22 protein-coding genes are annotated in these 15,670 nt (G+C 66.2%); all 22 read right to left on the bottom strand.

Features of this window, described 5'->3' with window-relative positions; translation table 11 throughout:
* Positions 1-81 precede the first annotated feature (81 nt).
* Positions 82-1,329 carry a phage major capsid protein gene (locus FNV92_RS13670; RefSeq protein WP_143840596.1) on the bottom strand — a complete coding sequence of 416 codons (1,248 nt, stop codon included), beginning with the start codon at positions 1,327-1,329 and terminating at the stop codon, positions 82-84.
* 82 nt (positions 1,330-1,411) lie between these two features.
* The gene (locus tag FNV92_RS13665; protein ID WP_143840597.1) at positions 1,412-2,218 is read right to left on the bottom strand and encodes a head maturation protease, ClpP-related; all 807 of its coding nucleotides are present in this window, start codon (positions 2,216-2,218) and stop codon (positions 1,412-1,414) included.
* Positions 2,215-3,549 (bottom strand): phage portal protein, encoded by a 1,335-nt coding sequence (locus FNV92_RS13660; RefSeq protein WP_143840598.1) that lies wholly within the window; start codon positions 3,547-3,549, stop codon positions 2,215-2,217. Before FNV92_RS13660 ends, FNV92_RS13665 begins: the two co-directional genes overlap by 4 nt.
* Entirely contained in the window at positions 3,546-5,312 is a 1,767-nt protein-coding gene (locus FNV92_RS13655; RefSeq protein WP_143840599.1) for a terminase TerL endonuclease subunit, read from the bottom strand. Before FNV92_RS13655 ends, FNV92_RS13660 begins: the two co-directional genes overlap by 4 nt.
* A 6-nt stretch (positions 5,313-5,318) precedes the next feature.
* Positions 5,319-5,987 carry a phage terminase small subunit P27 family gene (locus tag FNV92_RS13650; protein WP_143840600.1) on the bottom strand — a complete coding sequence of 223 codons (669 nt, stop codon included), beginning with the start codon at positions 5,985-5,987 and terminating at the stop codon, positions 5,319-5,321.
* A gap of 42 nt (positions 5,988-6,029) precedes the next feature.
* Positions 6,030-6,302, bottom strand: coding sequence for a hypothetical protein (locus FNV92_RS13645; protein ID WP_244623705.1), 273 nt, complete (start codon positions 6,300-6,302; stop codon positions 6,030-6,032).
* Between the two features lie 368 nt (positions 6,303-6,670).
* Positions 6,671-7,327: a transcription termination/antitermination protein NusG gene (gene nusG / locus FNV92_RS13640; RefSeq protein ID WP_334266098.1), complete on the bottom strand. Its 657-nt coding sequence runs from the start codon at positions 7,325-7,327 to the stop codon at positions 6,671-6,673.
* Between the two features lie 29 nt (positions 7,328-7,356).
* Complete coding sequence (locus FNV92_RS13635) at positions 7,357-8,541, bottom strand: helix-turn-helix domain-containing protein (RefSeq protein WP_143840551.1); 1,185 nt, start codon at positions 8,539-8,541, stop codon at positions 7,357-7,359.
* A 57-nt stretch (positions 8,542-8,598) separates the two neighbouring features.
* Positions 8,599-8,931 carry a hypothetical protein gene (locus FNV92_RS13630; RefSeq protein WP_143840552.1) on the bottom strand — a complete coding sequence of 111 codons (333 nt, stop codon included), beginning with the start codon at positions 8,929-8,931 and terminating at the stop codon, positions 8,599-8,601.
* Positions 8,921-9,373 carry an SANT/Myb-like DNA-binding domain-containing protein gene (locus tag FNV92_RS13625; protein ID WP_143840553.1) on the bottom strand — a complete coding sequence of 151 codons (453 nt, stop codon included), beginning with the start codon at positions 9,371-9,373 and terminating at the stop codon, positions 8,921-8,923. Before FNV92_RS13625 ends, FNV92_RS13630 begins: the two co-directional genes overlap by 11 nt.
* Complete coding sequence (locus FNV92_RS13620; RefSeq protein WP_143840554.1) at positions 9,370-10,254, bottom strand: DNA adenine methylase; 885 nt, start codon at positions 10,252-10,254, stop codon at positions 9,370-9,372. Before FNV92_RS13620 ends, FNV92_RS13625 begins: the two co-directional genes overlap by 4 nt.
* On the bottom strand, positions 10,251-10,466 hold the full coding sequence (locus tag FNV92_RS13615) for a cytochrome C (RefSeq protein WP_143840555.1): 216 nt from the start codon (positions 10,464-10,466) through the stop codon (positions 10,251-10,253). Before FNV92_RS13615 ends, FNV92_RS13620 begins: the two co-directional genes overlap by 4 nt.
* Positions 10,463-10,702, bottom strand: coding sequence for a hypothetical protein (locus FNV92_RS13610; RefSeq protein WP_143840556.1), 240 nt, complete (start codon positions 10,700-10,702; stop codon positions 10,463-10,465). Before FNV92_RS13610 ends, FNV92_RS13615 begins: the two co-directional genes overlap by 4 nt.
* Positions 10,699-11,007 (bottom strand): hypothetical protein, encoded by a 309-nt coding sequence (locus FNV92_RS13605; protein WP_143840557.1) that lies wholly within the window; start codon positions 11,005-11,007, stop codon positions 10,699-10,701. Before FNV92_RS13605 ends, FNV92_RS13610 begins: the two co-directional genes overlap by 4 nt.
* Complete coding sequence (locus tag FNV92_RS13600) at positions 11,004-11,537, bottom strand: HD domain-containing protein (protein ID WP_143840558.1); 534 nt, start codon at positions 11,535-11,537, stop codon at positions 11,004-11,006. Before FNV92_RS13600 ends, FNV92_RS13605 begins: the two co-directional genes overlap by 4 nt.
* Positions 11,534-13,570 carry an MT-A70 family methyltransferase gene (locus tag FNV92_RS13595; RefSeq protein ID WP_210248039.1) on the bottom strand — a complete coding sequence of 679 codons (2,037 nt, stop codon included), beginning with the start codon at positions 13,568-13,570 and terminating at the stop codon, positions 11,534-11,536. Before FNV92_RS13595 ends, FNV92_RS13600 begins: the two co-directional genes overlap by 4 nt.
* Complete coding sequence (locus FNV92_RS13590; protein ID WP_143840559.1) at positions 13,567-13,863, bottom strand: hypothetical protein; 297 nt, start codon at positions 13,861-13,863, stop codon at positions 13,567-13,569. The genes FNV92_RS13595 and FNV92_RS13590 overlap by 4 nt, the downstream gene beginning before the upstream one ends.
* Entirely contained in the window at positions 13,860-14,357 is a 498-nt protein-coding gene (locus tag FNV92_RS13585; RefSeq protein WP_143840560.1) for an HNH endonuclease, read from the bottom strand. The genes FNV92_RS13590 and FNV92_RS13585 overlap by 4 nt, the downstream gene beginning before the upstream one ends.
* A complete protein-coding gene (locus FNV92_RS34610) occupies positions 14,354-14,830 on the bottom strand; it encodes a DUF2312 domain-containing protein (protein ID WP_143840561.1) in 477 nt (158 codons plus the stop codon). Before FNV92_RS34610 ends, FNV92_RS13585 begins: the two co-directional genes overlap by 4 nt.
* Positions 14,827-14,988, bottom strand: coding sequence for a hypothetical protein (locus FNV92_RS13575; protein WP_168213227.1), 162 nt, complete (start codon positions 14,986-14,988; stop codon positions 14,827-14,829). The genes FNV92_RS34610 and FNV92_RS13575 overlap by 4 nt, the downstream gene beginning before the upstream one ends.
* Entirely contained in the window at positions 14,985-15,209 is a 225-nt protein-coding gene (locus tag FNV92_RS13570) for a hypothetical protein (protein WP_143840562.1), read from the bottom strand. The genes FNV92_RS13575 and FNV92_RS13570 overlap by 4 nt, the downstream gene beginning before the upstream one ends.
* Positions 15,206-15,373: a hypothetical protein gene (locus tag FNV92_RS13565; RefSeq protein WP_168213215.1), complete on the bottom strand. Its 168-nt coding sequence runs from the start codon at positions 15,371-15,373 to the stop codon at positions 15,206-15,208. Before FNV92_RS13565 ends, FNV92_RS13570 begins: the two co-directional genes overlap by 4 nt.
* Between the last annotated feature and the right edge of the window lie 297 nt (positions 15,374-15,670).

The raw sequence follows: 15,670 nt of genomic DNA, 5'->3' as shown, positions 1-15,670 counted from the left end.
TCCTTGGGGAAAATGGGCCTTACATAAAAAGGGCCGGGAAAACGCTCCCGGCCCTTCTCCCCCGATACGTCCTGAAGGCGATCAGGACGCCGCGTTGACGAACAGCTTCACCGCACCGCCGACATCGATCAGATTGCCGCCGGAGCGCAGCCAGGCCAGGAAGCCGACCTGGCCGAGCTTGGTGTAGGCAGAGTCCGTAAAGCGGAACATGGTCACGTCCATCACGTCGCGGATCGTGTATTCGTTGAGCTTGCCGTAAGCGATCGACTTCGCCGACGCAGCCATCACCGCCATGTCCTGGTTGACCTGGATGGGATCGCCGAGCAGCGAATCCGGGATCTTGCCGGCCTTGCCGCCGGTCGGGATCGCGAAATCCCAGCCGGGCACGAAGATCGGCCGCGACTGGCCGTCCTTGATCTTGCGGATCACCTTGACGCTGGAGTCGTGCATCATCCACTTGCACTCGCCGGTCTCGCGATAGGCGGGATCGACCGAATGCTGCATGTCGATCAGGCTGTCATAGACGATCGCCGTGACCTGGCTGGTGCCGTTGCCCGCCGTGACGCCGGTCGTGGCCGCCGTGACGATGCCGTTCGGCTCGTTCGAGCCATCGCCGGCACCCACCGTGAACTTGGTATTGGTGATGCGGCCGAGGCGCTGCGTCGCACGCCTGATCACGAAGCCCTCGACGTCGACCTCGCTATCCTGCAGCAGCTCGAACGGCACCGCCATGATCTTGGACGAGAACTTGTAGACATTCAGGGGCACGAAGTTGAACGCGGGATCGAGCGCCGTGGCGGTCGTATTCTGGCCGATGATCTCACCCGTCTCTGAGGTGCCATCCGAAGTCGGATAGTTCATCTGGTTACCCTGCGACGTCTGCAGCACCGTCGCGACGGCACGCATGCCGCCGAACGCCTTGAGCGCTTCCAGCACCGTCTTCTGGACTTCGGTCTGCACCGTGTAGCCGCCCTGGCTGCCCGTCGTGGTCGACATGGTTGCGCGGATCTTGGTCCAATCCTCGGCAGACAACCCATCAGGGTTGCGCACCCATTTGGCGAAGATCGTCGAGGCTTCCGACTTCTGATCCTGGCCGACGCGCGAAGCAGCGTCGGCGACCAAGTCACGCTGCAGGTTGTCGGCAGCCGCCTGAATCACGCGCTCCTGGCGCTTGATGTTCGCCTGGATATCGACGAGCTGCGCGTCGAGCTTATCCCACTCCGGTCCGTCGACTTTGGCATCCCATTTGTCGGCGGGCTTGTCGGCCATCGCCTGCATCGCGACCACGATGGCCGCGCCCTGCGCTCTCAACTCCTGAAGTGAAGCCATTTGCTGTCCTTTCATGACATGGCTAGAGACCGCCCTGGCCCGAATTGGCCACGGCGCTTGTTCTGCTCGGCGCGGCTCGCGCTTAGGCAGTCCTTGCGAGCAACTGAGCGCGCCGCCGGCGCTGCCCCCGCTCTTGTTCGGCAGCCACGATCGCCGCGGCCTTGTCGCGATCCTGCCGATCGCGCTCAGCGAGCGCCGCCTCGACTGCCGCGCGGATCTTGTCATCGCCCTGCGCCGCCGGCGGCGCCGGCGCGCGTTCAAAGGCCGAGACGTCCCAGCGCGCCCGCGCGTTGGTCGCGGCCTTGTCCTTTTCGCCGGCCATTTCGTCGGCCAGACCGCAGTCGATCGCCTCTTGCGGCGTCAGCCAGGTCTCGGCCGCCATCAGGTTCATGAATGTCGCAGCATCCTTGCTGCCGCGCGCGGCGTAGCCCTCGGCGAGCTGGCCATCGATCTTTTCCAGCAGCTCGGCGGTCGCCATCAGGTCATCAGCGTTGCCGATGCCCCACGTCCAGGCCTTGTGGATCATCATCATCGACGCCGGCGCCATCACCACCTTGTCGGCGGCAATCGCAACGACCGACGCAGCTGAAGCGGCGTAGCCGTCGACATGCGCGACGATCTCGCCGTCGTATTCGCGCATGATCTGCGCGATGCCGACGCCGGCAAAGACGTCCCCGCCCGGCGAATTGATGCGCACGTGCACCGTGCCGGCCATGCCGCGCATGGCCTTGGCAAAGCCCTGCAGCGAGACGCCGCCATACCATTCGGCCTCGATCTCGCTCGACACGATCAGGTCATAGAGCTCGATCGTGTTGCTGGCCGCATCGGCGCGGAACGAGCCGCGCTTAGAATTGGCCGCGAACAGGTTGAACAGACGACGATCCCTCATGCTGCAGCGTCCTTTGGTTCGGTTGAGCCCTGATCCTTGGCCGCGGGCGCGGCGCCGGCGTTGACGCCGAGCTTGTCGGAGTCGGCATCTGTCTTGCGCGGCATGCGCAGTTTGGCGCGCGCCTCATTCGGCGTGAGGATGCGCGGCTCGCCGGCGCGGCCGACGCCGACGCGCAACGATTCGTACAGGTTCTTGGTGTCGGCCTGCTCGAGGTCCGAGGTATCGAACACCGTGACCCGCGAGCGCGTGCGGAACAGCTTTCGATCAAGCTCGCGCTCGATCTTGTTGAGGTACGGCCGCAACGTGTACCGGACGAAGCCGATCGACATGGCCTCGACACCGGAGCCCCATGACGTGGTCTTTTCGTTGTGGCCGATCATGAAGGGCGGCACGCCATAGGCGCGCGCGATCTCCTCGATCTGGAACTGGCGCTGGCCGAGCAGCTGCATGTCGTTCGCCGAGATCTGCAAGCTGGTCAGCTTGAGGCCAGAATGCAGCAGCATCGGCCGATGCGCGTTCTCGGTCGACCGATGCCGCTCGTCGATCAGGCCCTGCAATTCCTTGATGCGCGGCTCGCCAAGGTTCTGATCGGTCGATAGCGCGTAGTCGGGCCGCGCGCCGTTGGTGAAGAACCGAGCGGCATATTCCTGCGCGGCGATCGCGACGCCGCCGGCGTTGCGCAGCGAGTAGCGCAGCGGCGTCATGCCGCGCAAACCATCGAAGCCGAAACCGGGAATGTGGATGATGTCATCCTGGTCGAAATCGCGCGCGCTGCCGATCACCTGACCGTTGGCGAGATACTCCGGCGCGATCCGATACACCATGCGACCGGTTTGCGGCACGATACCATTCATCACGCGCAGCGGATGCACGGGCTCGAGCGCGATCGGCTTGAACATGCGGTCGCGGCGGATGATCGCGAACGCATCACCCTCGGCCATGATAGACTTGACCAGGTATTCCCAGCCGATCGGCGCCGGCCAGCGCTCCGACATCTCCTCATTTAGCACCCACAGCAGGGGGTCGTCGAAGATCCGCTCGCGTTCGCCGGTCGGAATGTCGACGTTCATCATGTTGATCGGCAGCGTCTGAATCGCGCCAGCAATCAGCGACCAGCAGGCATAGATCGCCGTCACCGTCGCGGCGGAATATTCGGTCAGCGCCGGCAAGCCGCCAGCCATTGCCGGGCCGAACATGTCGGACCACGACTGCGAACCGCGCACGATCTCGGTCAGCGGCACCATCTGCGTCGCGTTTTTCGGCGGTTCAAAATCCTCCGGCACGCGAACCGCAGGCGCCGACGTGCCGAGGATGTCAGTGATCCAGCTCATAGCAAAACCAGCCCCGCAACAGGTGCAGTCGGCGTCATCGCAATCGCCTCGGTCATGACCGCGGCGACGATGCCGTCGATCGAGTCCTCGGATCGCTTCTTTGCCGGCACGTAATTCATGTTTTCGTCAAAGCGCACGTTGCAGTGCCCGATCATCCAGCGCGCGACCGGATGGCCGCCGTGATCCATCTCGCCGCCGAACACCTTGCGTTCGAATTCCTTGGTGCCCTGCCCCAGCGACTTGGTGCCGAACCGCATCTCGACGAACAGATCCTCCGGCTGGCCGCGCTTGACCATCCGGTTGTAGAATTCGAGCGCATTCCAGGCGTCCCAGCCGATCTTGGTGACCCGGAAGTCGGCGCAGGCCTGCAGCGCTGCCTCGATCGCATAGTCCAGCTCGAACACACCGCCCGGGATTGGCGTGATCGCGCCGTTTTCCGCCCATTGATCGAACGGCGTCCGCTCGGCCTTGGTCCGCGCCTCGATCGTCTCGGTCGGCAACCAGAACCGCCAGACGAATCTGGTGCGCTCGCCCGGCTCGACCGGCGGGAAACGCAGACACATCGACGCCAGGTCGAACGATTTCGTGGAGTCGAAACTGAGGATGCACTCGCGGCCCTTCAGCGTGTCGTACTGAGTTTTCCACGCATTGGCGTCGGGCGTCGCCGCATCCCATTTGCGCACCGAGATCCAGCGCGCGAACTCCTCGACCCACTGATTCAGATGGTAGCGGCGAAACGCGGCCTCGGCCGCCGGCGTCACGGCCTTTGAGATCTCGCGCTCGAGGAACGCCTTGGTCGGCGACAGGCCGAGCGACGGATTCGCCAGCCGCCAGGCCTTCTGATCGCGCCAGTCGGCGTCCTCGTCCGCCGCGAAGATCACGACCAGCGTGGTCGGGTCGTCGATCCGTCCGTCGAGGATCTTCTGCGACTCTTCCCACAGCTTGAAGCCGGTCTTTTGCGACTTCAGACCCGCGGTCGACGCATAGAGCCGGATCGGCTGCAGCGAGGCGCCCTCGCCCTGGCGCAGCGTGTCGGCCAGCTCGGTCGACACCCATTCGTGCATCTCGTCGCCGACCGTGACGAACGGCGCGCGCCCGTGCTTGCCCTTGGCCTTGCCCGGCATCAGCCGGAACGCCGAGCGCAGCTCCGCATTCCAGAGCTGCTTGGCAAACACCTTGATCGGCTCGCCCGTGGTCGGCGATCGAAACACGGCGGGCGCATAGGCGATCATGTCGCCCATTTTGTCGAACACCTCGCGCGCCTGACTCTCGTCGTGCGCAAAGCAGAAGCCCGCGCCGCGGCGCTGCCCCTCGATCGCCCAGAACAGCAGCGCCAGCGCGGCCAGAAACTCGCTCTTGCCGTTCTTGCGCGGCACCCACAGCCGCAGCTCGCAGAACAGCCGGACGTGCACCTGCGTCGGCTGCATCGTCTCCGGATCGAGGATCTCGGTCGGCGCTTTCCAGCCGATCAGCAGCCGGACGATGACGTCCTGCCAAGGCGACAGGCGGAACGGCTGACCCGCAAAGCGACCGACCGTCAGTTTGAACCAGGTCGGCCAGCGGTCGACCACGGCCTGCGCCTTGGTCGCATCGTACCAGGCGCCCGGCACCGCGGACGCGCGCTGCCACGCGATCCGCGCCCAGGAATAGCCCAGCTCCTCGACCGCGTGCGTCAGCCACTCCGGCTCCGGATAGAGCTGCGGCCCGGCGACCGCCGCGATCGCGAGCGCGGACGCTTCCGTCTGCGGTTTCCAGTCCTGCATGCATCGTCAGTTCGGCTTTGTGCCTGGCGGGACCGAGTCAAACGCCGAGAGCGAGCCGATCGCAGACCCTTCCACAACCGGCGCCGGGATGGGCTCCGCGGCCGGCGCGCTCTCGCTGGCATCTTCAGCCGCAACACCGGCCAGCGCGGGACGCTGCACGGCGCGGCCGAACAGCGTGTCATCGTCGAAATGCATCGCGCCGGCGGCCAGCAGCCGATGACGGTCCTGCGGCGACAGCCCGAATTTGCTCGACAGGTCGATCGTCATCTTGGCGGCGTGGTCGCGGCGCCCCACGGCGGGATTTTCGCGGGGCATCTTGTCGCCGGAGATCGTCTTGACCATGACCGAATAGCCCTTGGTCAGGATCTCCTCGTTCGCAGCGACGAATTCGGCCGCGTAAATGCAGAACATCGCGAACAGGTGCAGGTCGAGCTGCGACAGCAGGTGCAGCCGGTCGAGCCGCGGCGCGTAATCGTCCCACATGACGCTCGCCGCCTTGAGCCGCAGATCCTGCAGATAGCCGGGCTTGTTGTCGGACGGCGTCTCGGTCCGCACCGCGACGAGCAGGCCCGCCAGGCGCTCGGCCTCGGCGATCGCCTTCTCGGTTTTGCTCTTTCGCTTACCAGGGAACCCCTTGGCAGCCTGATCGAGCGGATTGTCGGGATGTCGACCCATAAAAAATAAATTCCAGCGAATTTCGCGGCAAAAAATGCCGTTCTAGAGAGCCGGTCCCTGAGAAGGGTCGCTAGACTTTTGACCACCCCCCACCCCCACCGGCAGCTCGGCGAGCGTCAGGCGGACGGCGACGCGACTGTCGAGCCACAGATCAGCGACGAGGATCTCGCCCTTGGCGAACATGACCTCGAGCTTCTGCTTGACCACGTCGTGGTGCCACGCGCAGGCAGGCTGCCACATGGCCCTGTCCCAGAAGCGAACGCGATCGCCCTTGTGCGGCTCGACGTGGTCCGTCACCTCGGTCGGCGTCACCAACCCCACAGCCTCGCACCCCCTGCAGATGGGATGGTGCAGACGGAACAGCCGAGAGGCCCTGTCCCACTGCGCGCTATAGCCTCGCTCGCGTGACGAACCACGCTCTGCGTCGACCGCTGCGTTCTGCTCGGCACGCGTTGGCATCGGTCGAGCGCGAAACTGTTGAGGACGTGAGGGCATCTACACAAAGGAAGGGCCGCTTGCGTTGCCACAAGCGGCCCAAGTCTAGGGAGGAAACGCCCAAGGAGGGCAGCGGCAACAGCCAACCCATTGACGGATGCCGCACACCCTACGCATGCAAAAGCCCGGCGCGATGGCCGGGCTTATTTCACGTGAAACGATTTTCCGAAAGCTTCGCTTCTCGGCGATCAAGCCGAGTGGCGCTCAGAGCGTTTCCGCTTCCGACGGCCCGCCGTGCTACAGGACTGGCCTGCAGGGACCGGCTCGACCTGCGTCTCGGACAACTGGACCGAGGCGCCGCGCAGTGCGTCGACAAAGACGGTGAGTCGGCTATGGGAGTCAAGCCGCCCGACTTGCGCCACGAAACCCGCGAGCGGACCGTCGACGATCTGCACCATCTGCTGCAAGGCATAGGCGCGCACGCCGATCGGCGCATTCTCGGCAGCCACAAGGCCGCGCACCACGGCCATGTCGGCAGGCCTCAATGAGGCGAAGCGCGGCCCATCGTCCTCAACGATCGTCACCCACTCGCCGACGTCATCGACCCGCTTGATCGCTGGATTGCGCGCATCGAAGTCGGGCACAAAGATCATGCCCGCGAGAAACGGTCGATCGACGCGCTTGCCCAGATGCGACTTGCGCGTCTCGATCCTGGTCTGCCGATTGATGTAACGAACGATCGTCGGCGAATAGGCGCAGATGCCGCGCTCTAGCAGCCGCCTCACGACGCGCGCATCGCGGCCAGGCGTAACACTGAGCATGAACCAGCGCGCCGGCATCACTGGCACAGCGACGGGCTCGGCGATCGTCTCGTAACCGACGAACTGCCCGATTTCGTAATGCATGTTCATTCGTCTCCCCCTGCCTGTGATGCTTACGCGGCGTCCGATTCCGGCCAGCCGCCGTCCTTGCGCGGCGGCCATTTGGCCGGCGCGTAGAAGCCCATTTCGTCGCCGCGCTTTTCGAGCAGCGGCGATCGGCCGCCGAACACGTGCGCGCCGATGAACGCCTGCCATGCGGCGATCTGCTGCCGATCGGTGATCCACCGCCAAGCCGCTTTGTCGGCCACATGCGCGAAGGCCAGAATTTGCGCGCTGACGGCGCCGGGATAGACGACCCTGCCATTGCTGACATAGGGCCGCGTTCTGGCGACCGCGTAGAGCGCAGCGATGGCCCGGCCCGCCTCGGAGTTTTCCTCGATCGGTCCCGTTGCAACCGGCGACGCGCCGTCGGGCCGATACGGAAATTCCTCAAAGCCGCGGTTGCGTATCCACAGATGGAAATTCGGCGGCTTGGTGCGCCCTGCCCTGGACAACGCCGCAGCGAACAACGGGACCGCCGCGCAGCAGTGCAAGCGCTGCTCCGGCGAGAGCAGGCGGAACTCGGTCGCGGCGAGATCGCGGCGATGCCCCTGCACCTCGCGACCAGGCCATGCCGACCACGCTGCAGCGAAGCCATCCGGTTCGCTTTCCTCAACAGCGCAGCGCTCACCCTCGCCCCCCTCGGGGGCTTTGGGGGATTCAGGTTCAGGTTCAGGTTCAGAGATTAGCTGGTCGCAAGTACTGCTAGGGCTAACCGAGTGCTGGCCGAGGGTTGGCGCAGGGCTAACGTCCGGATTTAGCCCTAGCTGGCTGCTAGGGCTAATCGCCGTTGTTTTTGCAGGGTTTTCGTAAGCATCGACATGAGGTTCACGCCCCTGCGCCCGCGCCTCGATCAGCTCCGGATCAGCATCGAACAGCAAGCGGATTTCATCGGTCGTTCGCTTGCCCCGACCCGCACCATTGCGGACGCCGTTCTCGTCGAGCCATTGCGGCTGCCGCGCGATCGCACCCACCTGCTCCAGCCAGACCAGCCGGCGCCGCACCGTGTCGATCGACAGCCCGTCGCAGTCCTCGGCGAGCGTCGGGATCGCAGCGAACGCGACGCCATCGCCGTCGACGTACAGCGACAAACTGCGCAGGAGGATCGAGGCCTGCAGATTGCGGAGCTTGAGGTTTCGTGCCCATGCGTGCGCCTCATCGGCGGCGATGCGGCGGGCTCGCCGTTTCGCGGTTGTCATGTGATGCTCTTAATTTTTCGATTCAACTGGACGCGGTAAGCAACAGAACTGGTTTCGTTATCGCGGTCCCACCAGCATGATCCGGACGATGTCGTCGTCGGATCGGTCCCACAGCAGCCCGCGCTCGATTGCATCCTCGAGCCGGTCGAGCCAACGCACAGGAAAGTGCTTGATGCGGACAAGGTGATCTTTCACGGCAGCGAGCTGCTCGGGCGGCAGATCGTCCGCCTCCTCCTCGGTCAGGATCTGGCCGGTCGAGACGACGCGGATGGCGATGTCCAGCTCGCCGAGCTTGGACGCCTCATTGACGAGTTTCTGGATGATGTTCGCAAGCTTGACCGCGGGCTCGCCGCCGGCGGCCAGCGTGCGCAGGACAAGATCAATAGCCATCCAGGCCCCCGCGCTTGTAAGGCAGCTCAGGCGCCGCCGCAGCGGGCCTGGCGCGCGCGTCGAGCGCGGACCGGCCAGGCGGCGGATCTCCGAACACACCGCCCGTAAGGCCGCGCTCGGCGATGCGCAGGCGCAGTTCGGCCGCCTCGCGCAGGCCAGCCAGCGACCCGCCGCAGGCCTCGCGCGCGACGACCGGCGCCGGCGTGACAGCGGGCGGAGCAACCGGCGCAGGACGCGGCGGCGCGGGCGGCAGCTGCCGCGTCGCGTTGTTGCGCCGAGCGCGACAGCGATCCCGCAGCCGGTCGTAATACTGGACCTTGCAAGCCGCCAACGTGCGGCCCGGCATCGCCGCTGCGACCGCCGACCAGTCCAGCCCGTCGTCGTCGCGCAGCTTCAACAGCCTCGCCTGGTCAGCTTCGGTCCAATGCGAGCGCCGGATCATGCCACCCTCCCCGCGAACAGCGGCGTCACGCCGATGCCGGCGCGCTCACGGTCGAGCGCGGCAGTCGCCGCAGGATTGATCCAGAGCACCTCCTCGCGCTCGCGCGCGCCGTCGGCATAGGCCTTGAATTCGACCCGGCGCCAGTCGCTCAGCGCGGCGTCATAGAGGCCATGGGCATAGCCGGAAAGCACCACCATGCCCCTGAGGCCGCGCAGCACACCCATCAGCCGGTTGTGTCCGGCCAGGTCCAATTCGTGCTTGTAGGCAGACTTGCCGCCCTTGAACATCGACCGGGTGTCGTGAACGTAGGGCGGATCGACGTAGTGCAGCGAGCCCTCGCCGTCATGCCGCTGCAGCACCTCCAGAGCATCGCGATGCTCGATGACGACGCCGCGGAAGCGATCGACGATGGCGGGATAAGCATCGGGCAGATTGGCCCAATCGTGCGCCGGCGTGGTGCCGCCGCGGTTGGAATTGGAGCGGAAGCCGGTCGACTGGTGGCCGCGCTGCGTCGATGAATGCGCGTTGCTGCCGAACCCCATGAACGACCGCATCACCAGCCGCCGCGCCCGCTCGATGGGATCCGGCGACCATTCATAGGCCAGCTCGAATTCGGCCCGTGCGAACGGCGTCAGCCGCAGCAATTCGATCAGCCGCGCCGCCGCGGACTCGTCCTGCAGCACGCGAAACAGCCCGACGATGTCGTCGTCGAGGTCATTGTAGACCTCGGCATGACTGCGCGGCTTGTGCAGCAGCACGCCGGCGCCGCCGCCGAACACTTCGGTGTAGAGCCGATGCGACGGCAGATGCGGCAGGATCTGGCGCGACATCAGGAACTTTGCGCCATGCCAGCGGACCGGCGGACGGGTGATCGCGTTCATGCGTCGACCTCGACGGGCTCACACGCCGGCGTCAGGCCACCGACCTGGATTTTCTCGCTGCCGCGCCACCATTCCTTCCAGTGATCCTGGCGGCCGTGCGCATCGATGCCGTGGCAGGAGACGCAGACGATGTCGCAGCCCTCGCGCGTGCAGATCCTGCGGCTGTCGCCGTTCGGCTGACGGACCTTTTCGCTCCATTTGTGGCGCCTCACGGATGCATCTCCGTGGGATTCATCAGGCGGAAAAAGCGCAGGCGCTCCAGCTCGTCCGCGGTCAGCGGCATGTCACAGGGCAGCAGCGCGGCCGGCGCCGACTGCATCACCTCGGCCAGCGAGCGCGCGTCGTAGTTGCCGCGCTGGCGCCAGGCGATGGCGTAGCCGAGCAGGAAGCCGGCGGCCGCGATGATGGAGCCGGCGCCGACGGCGACGTTGGTGCTGATGGTGATCATTGCCCCTCTTGCTCCCCAAACAGATCGGTTTCCTGCGCCAGCTCGCGCGCACCGGCGTAATTCATTGCGATCAAGGCCCGCGCGACGAGGTGCCAGACGTGGATGCGCAAGCGCGGGTAAGCCTTGACCTCGCCGGACCGCACGCAAGGCCCGCGGTCGAGCTGTTCGCGCGAGCGGCCGCGAACCGTATCGACGGCGTAGTCGCCGAGATCCCTGGTCCCGCCGCGGTTGCGGATATGCATGCGTGCGATCTCGGTGACCTTGCGCGTGATGGCAGAGTGCAACTCGACGCGCACGACGATCATTTGCGCCCCCGTGTCAGCTTGCGAAAGCGATCGATGAATGCCACCTCGGCGACCGAAGGCGACCAGCCGACGATCTGCACGTCGAGAGGAGCCTCCTTGTCGACGACCCAATCATCGTTTGTCTGCGCCATCACCTGCATGCGCTCGGTCTTGAGCAGGCGCACATCGGCGCGCTTAACAGCCGGTGGCGTGACATTGGCAAGGCCAAAGGCCTTGTAAACCGCAGCCTGGCAGCGCTTCTCGGCGGCCTTGTAATCCGGCATGTACGCCTTGATTGGCGCCAGCATGTCCAGCAGGTAGGCCTCGCTGCCATCGTGCAGCAGACCCGCGAGCGCGTGGTCACCACTGAAGCGAGAGACGATGACGGAGTGCTCGGCGTTCGAATAGAACCGCAAGCAATGCCCGCCAAATCGGCACTGCATCGCCAGCGCGTGCGCGATGTCCTCGATCACGACATCATCCGGCCGTGGATCGAGCGGCCAAAATTGCCGCCCGGTATAGGTTTGAATCCACCCCGCGTAACGGCTCATCGCGCCCCTACCCTCTGCTGTTGAAAGGTTGCCGGCGCGACCAGCTGCGCCAGGAAGGCCTCGCCGCGCTCGGTGATCTTGAGAGCCTTGGTGGTTGCGTGCGCCAGATCCTTGCCGACCAGGTGGCGCGCCATGTCGCCGTCGATCGCCTCGCCCGCGCGGACCGCGAGCAGCGCGAGCTGCTCGGCGAGCTCGTCGTCGTCGACCGGCAGGCGCGTCTGCAGCACGCCGTCGACGACCTCGGCCTTTGGTGCGTCGTCGAGTTGGCGCGCCACATCGAACAGGCTCGGCTGCGCCGCGCGATAGGGCTCGGTGAGAGCGACGGCCGGCGCCGGCGGCGCCACCGCGGCTTCCAGCTCGCGCAGGCGGTCCCAGCCCTGCCCGCGCAACGCCCATTGATCGCCGGATTGATGCGTGTAGCCGCGCGCGAGATAGAACTCGCCGAGCGCTGGCGCGATGTCGCGGCGCTTGTGGCAGAAGTCGGACAGGATCTTGAGCGCCTCGCGCTCGTCGATCGAGGCGGGATCGAACGGCTCGGCCGCGGCCGGCGCCAGCCATTCGGAGCCCGCGAGCTGGTCGATCACGATGGTGTCGCCGGCGTCATAGGGCGCGCGGTCCAAAGCCTCGACGGCCGCAGCGGCGCTGGCCCCGTCCGTTGCTTCCGCTGCGGCCACCTCGGTCTCACCGGAGGGCACCGGGAGGGTAGTGACGTCGGGCGCATCAAAGCCCCATGCGGCCCAGCCATCACGGCGCCGGCGCGCGTTGAATTCCACCTTCGGCACGTTCGGCCAGTGAAACTCGATCATGTCGTGCAGGTTGTCGGGCTTCTCCGAATGCTCGCCGACCGGCGCCGAGAAGTTGCTGCGGAAATGCGCCGTTGCTGGCGCCACGACCTTGCCGCGAACGCCGACCAGCACGATTTCGTGCTCGCCCGTGACCCAGTAGCCCGGCCCGCGCGATGCCCCTGCCCGCTCCTTGTTCCAGACCAGGCTGGTGACGTAGTTGAAGCCCTGCAGCTCGAGCACCTTGATGCCGATCGCAAGGTGCGGAATCGTCACCCACTTGAAAAGGATGCAGTCCGGCGCCAGGCACGCGAAGCGGTCGGCGCAACGGGCAACGATCGCCTCGGGCGTCTGCGCGTCGAGCGCGGTCTCGTAGTGCATCGACGGGCTTTTTTCGCTGCCGGTCTCTTCCGACCAGGCCGCGTGATGCCACTCAAAGTCCTCGATCGCGACGCCGTAGAAATCCCCCGGCAGCGCCTGGACCTTGCGGCCGAAGGTCTGCTCGCGCTCGACCCGCCGCCCCCTCTTGGCCGCGATCTTGTCGGCGCGGATCTCGCGCACCAGCGGCGCCAGCGCCTTCTTGGCCTCGTCGGTCAGCTTGCCGGAGGCATCCCGCGTTAGCGCCCTGGCAATCTCGGCCTGGCGCTCGACCGGCTGCGCGGCGATTTCGGCCGCGGCCGCGACCGACATGTCGCCCGACTTGACGGCCTCGACCACCTCCGGCGCCGCCCGCTTGATGACGGTGCGCGCCCGCTCGACGCCGGCGGCGTCGGTCGACAGCGCAGCAGCAGCCCGCTCCCGCGAAAATCCCGCAGATTGCGGCATTTTCCCCGGGCGGCCCTTGCCCATGGTGACCAGCTCAGCCGCGATCATGCGACGCTGGTCGTCGGTCAGGTGCCGACGGCTGAGATTCTTGGACAGAACGTAAGCCAGCGGATCGCCATGGATGTCCGGCTGGAACGGATAAAAGAACCAACTATCGACCCGGAGCAGATGCGCTGGCAGCGCCTCGCCCTCAAGGCCGAGCGCCTCCCATTCCGACCCCTCGCCCCAGCCGCTGCCGAGCAGCTCGCCCGTCGTGATCAGCCAGACCAGGGCGCGGTAGCGGTTGCGACCGTCGAGGATTTGGTCGCCGAGCGTATCGATCCGATCGCGCAGCCCGTTGACGCGGATATCCTCCGCGAGATCGTAGAATTCCTGCCCCTCGATCAACGGGAACAGGTTGGCATAGGGATGGAACGAGAGCGTCATCGCGGCTCGCTCCCGTCGTCGGGCAACCACTGCGAGCAGCGCACGACGCCGTGATGGCCGCACTCGCCGCAGCCGCCGCCACGATCATCCAGAAGCCCTTCCGAGCAGCCCGAGCAACGTTGCGTCCACGTCACCGCCGAGCACACATGCCCCTCGATCACGCAATAATTCTTGCGGCGATCTAAACGCCGGCCAGCAATCCGGTCAGCCCGCGCCCATGAGATGGTGCGGTCGTGATGGATGATGCGACCATCGCGGATGACCGTGCGAATGCGAGTGGTTACGCGGCTCAAAACGGCATCTCCTCCAGTTGGGACGCCGCAGCGAGGGCGTCGGCGACGATCTGGCGCACGATCGCGTCGAGCGTCGGCGCAGTGCCGCGCGTGCGGCGGCTGATGGCGTTGTCGCGCTTGGTGGCCCAGCGCAGGTTGCAGCGCCGGTTGTCGAGCGTCTGGCCGTTGATGTGGTCGACGACATGGGCGGCGAGGAACGCATCATCCCGACCGGGATCTGCCGCGATCATGATCTCGCGATGCATGCGAACGGTGGAGCGCGCCGGCCCGACGTTGCGCTTGGCGTAGAGCATCCAGCTGTCGCCGCGGCCGCTGCCGGCGTGCCAGACGTTCCACATGTTCTCGGAGAGCCAGACGAAGTCGACGGCATCGACCAGCGTCCAGACCGGCTCGCGCTGCGACAGCCAGATCCTGCGGCACGGCGTCGCCAATAGGTCTGGCAGGTCGAAGGCGACCGCGCGCGCATTGGTGACGTCGACCGGCGCGTGCATCATGTCGGCTTCCGCTTGGACATGAACTGCTCGAACAGCGGCGGGACGTAGTCCTCGGCGCAGGCCTTGCCGTCCTCGGTGCGCCAGAGCCGCATCGGCGTGCCGCCGACGCTGGCGATGATTTCGCCGCTGCGCGGAATCAGCAGCTGGAACGCTTCGATCACCTGGTCGCGGGACATGCCGTCGCGGACCAGGCGCGCGACCTGGACGTGCAGCGGGTTGTCCGCTTGCATGCCGAGCGCGTGCATATAGGTGCCGTCGATCGACTCGGCCTCGGCGATTTCGTTCGGGCCCTTTTGCCGGCGCTTGATGATGCGCCGCATCGCCTTGGTGTCGTAGCCCTTGGCCTTGGCCTCGGCGAACAGCACGCGCTGGCCATCCTTCAGCGCGACGATTTCCTCGACTATGCGCTCAATCCGCTCGATGTAGGATTTCAGCTCCTCGCGGGCCGAGGTATGTGCCAGCTGGTCGGTCATTCGGCGCGCTCCTCCGGCTGCAACGCCGCCGTGTTGCGCACCGCCTCGGCCAGCTCGCGCTGCAGGTCGGCCTTGGACGGCCCGCGATTGTTGGGGAAATAGCTGCGCTTGGCGCTGCGCTCGAGCAGGAGCCGGCGCGTGTGCTCGGTGGTGCTCATGACGCGACCTCGAGCAGCCCGTCGTCGGCGCGATAGGGCCGCTCCTGGCCGTAAGCGAGCACGGCCTTTGCGTCCCACGCCGGCGGCACCGGCATCTGCAGGAACGGCTCGCCATCGAACATGATGATTTTGGGCGCATCGCCTTCGGCGACGACGACGCGGACGGCACCGACGATGACGCGGCGGTCGAGCCCGAACAGGATGGCGCGCGCGGCGATCATTGCCGCTTCACCCAGCGAAAGCCGAAACCCGCGTCCTGCCGGTGCATGAACGGCTGACTGCCGGCGGCGACCGCGGCCAGCAGCCCGACGATCAGCACGGCCGCCAGCATGATCAGCACGCGCAGATCGTCAGGGTCCGCGATGCGTGCGGTGATGTCTGACATTGGCCCCTCCCCCTCTTGCCGCCTTGGCAAAAACCCCTTGAAATGCAGGCCCTGCGTGGGTTTTCCACACGCGTCCACAGGGCAGGCCCGGCTCCGTCAGGAGGCCGACCGCCCCTCGATGCAGGCGGGTTATCCACAGGCCGAAAAAATCACCGCGCGCGGGCAGCGGCAGCCATCGCGCCGGGCACAGCGATCGAGTCAGTGTTCCGCGCATGGAACAGCCTCCTCGGACCCGCCTACGTGCATCAGGACGAGACTCTCGTAAGTCAGCCACTCGATCCGTCGTTCGGCGGCGCG

It is taken from the genome of Bradyrhizobium cosmicum, from assembly GCF_007290395.2.
In the GTDB taxonomy this organism is placed as follows: Bacteria; Pseudomonadota; Alphaproteobacteria; order Rhizobiales; family Xanthobacteraceae; genus Bradyrhizobium; species Bradyrhizobium cosmicum.
This window is presented reverse-complemented; position numbering and strand designations above follow the sequence as displayed.

Coding starts and splice junctions, on each gene's coding strand:
- FNV92_RS13585 (WP_143840560.1), bottom strand. CDS start 14,357: ATGATGCACGCGCCGGTCGACGTCACCAATGCGCGCGCGGTCGCCTTC.
- FNV92_RS13600 (WP_143840558.1), bottom strand. CDS start 11,537: ATGAGCCGTTACGCGGGGTGGATTCAAACCTATACCGGGCGGCAATTT.
- FNV92_RS13610 (WP_143840556.1), bottom strand. CDS start 10,702: ATGATCACCATCAGCACCAACGTCGCCGTCGGCGCCGGCTCCATCATC.
- FNV92_RS13655 (WP_143840599.1), bottom strand. CDS start 5,312: ATGCAGGACTGGAAACCGCAGACGGAAGCGTCCGCGCTCGCGATCGCG.
- FNV92_RS13625 (WP_143840553.1), bottom strand. CDS start 9,373: ATGATCCGGCGCTCGCATTGGACCGAAGCTGACCAGGCGAGGCTGTTG.
- FNV92_RS13605 (WP_143840557.1), bottom strand. CDS start 11,007: ATGATCGTCGTGCGCGTCGAGTTGCACTCTGCCATCACGCGCAAGGTC.
- FNV92_RS13665 (WP_143840597.1), bottom strand. CDS start 2,218: ATGAGGGATCGTCGTCTGTTCAACCTGTTCGCGGCCAATTCTAAGCGC.
- FNV92_RS13575 (WP_168213227.1), bottom strand. CDS start 14,988: ATGAGCACCACCGAGCACACGCGCCGGCTCCTGCTCGAGCGCAGCGCC.
- FNV92_RS13660 (WP_143840598.1), bottom strand. CDS start 3,549: ATGAGCTGGATCACTGACATCCTCGGCACGTCGGCGCCTGCGGTTCGC.
- FNV92_RS13620 (WP_143840554.1), bottom strand. CDS start 10,254: ATGAACGCGATCACCCGTCCGCCGGTCCGCTGGCATGGCGCAAAGTTC.
- FNV92_RS13595 (WP_210248039.1), bottom strand. CDS start 13,570: ATGACGCTCTCGTTCCATCCCTATGCCAACCTGTTCCCGTTGATCGAG.
- FNV92_RS13635 (WP_143840551.1), bottom strand. CDS start 8,541: ATGACAACCGCGAAACGGCGAGCCCGCCGCATCGCCGCCGATGAGGCG.
- FNV92_RS13670 (WP_143840596.1), bottom strand. CDS start 1,329: ATGGCTTCACTTCAGGAGTTGAGAGCGCAGGGCGCGGCCATCGTGGTC.
- FNV92_RS13565 (WP_168213215.1), bottom strand. CDS start 15,373: ATGTCAGACATCACCGCACGCATCGCGGACCCTGACGATCTGCGCGTG.
- FNV92_RS13630 (WP_143840552.1), bottom strand. CDS start 8,931: ATGGCTATTGATCTTGTCCTGCGCACGCTGGCCGCCGGCGGCGAGCCC.
- FNV92_RS13570 (WP_143840562.1), bottom strand. CDS start 15,209: ATGATCGCCGCGCGCGCCATCCTGTTCGGGCTCGACCGCCGCGTCATC.
- FNV92_RS34610 (WP_143840561.1), bottom strand. CDS start 14,830: ATGACCGACCAGCTGGCACATACCTCGGCCCGCGAGGAGCTGAAATCC.
- nusG (WP_334266098.1), bottom strand. CDS start 7,327: ATGCATTACGAAATCGGGCAGTTCGTCGGTTACGAGACGATCGCCGAG.
- FNV92_RS13650 (WP_143840600.1), bottom strand. CDS start 5,987: ATGGGTCGACATCCCGACAATCCGCTCGATCAGGCTGCCAAGGGGTTC.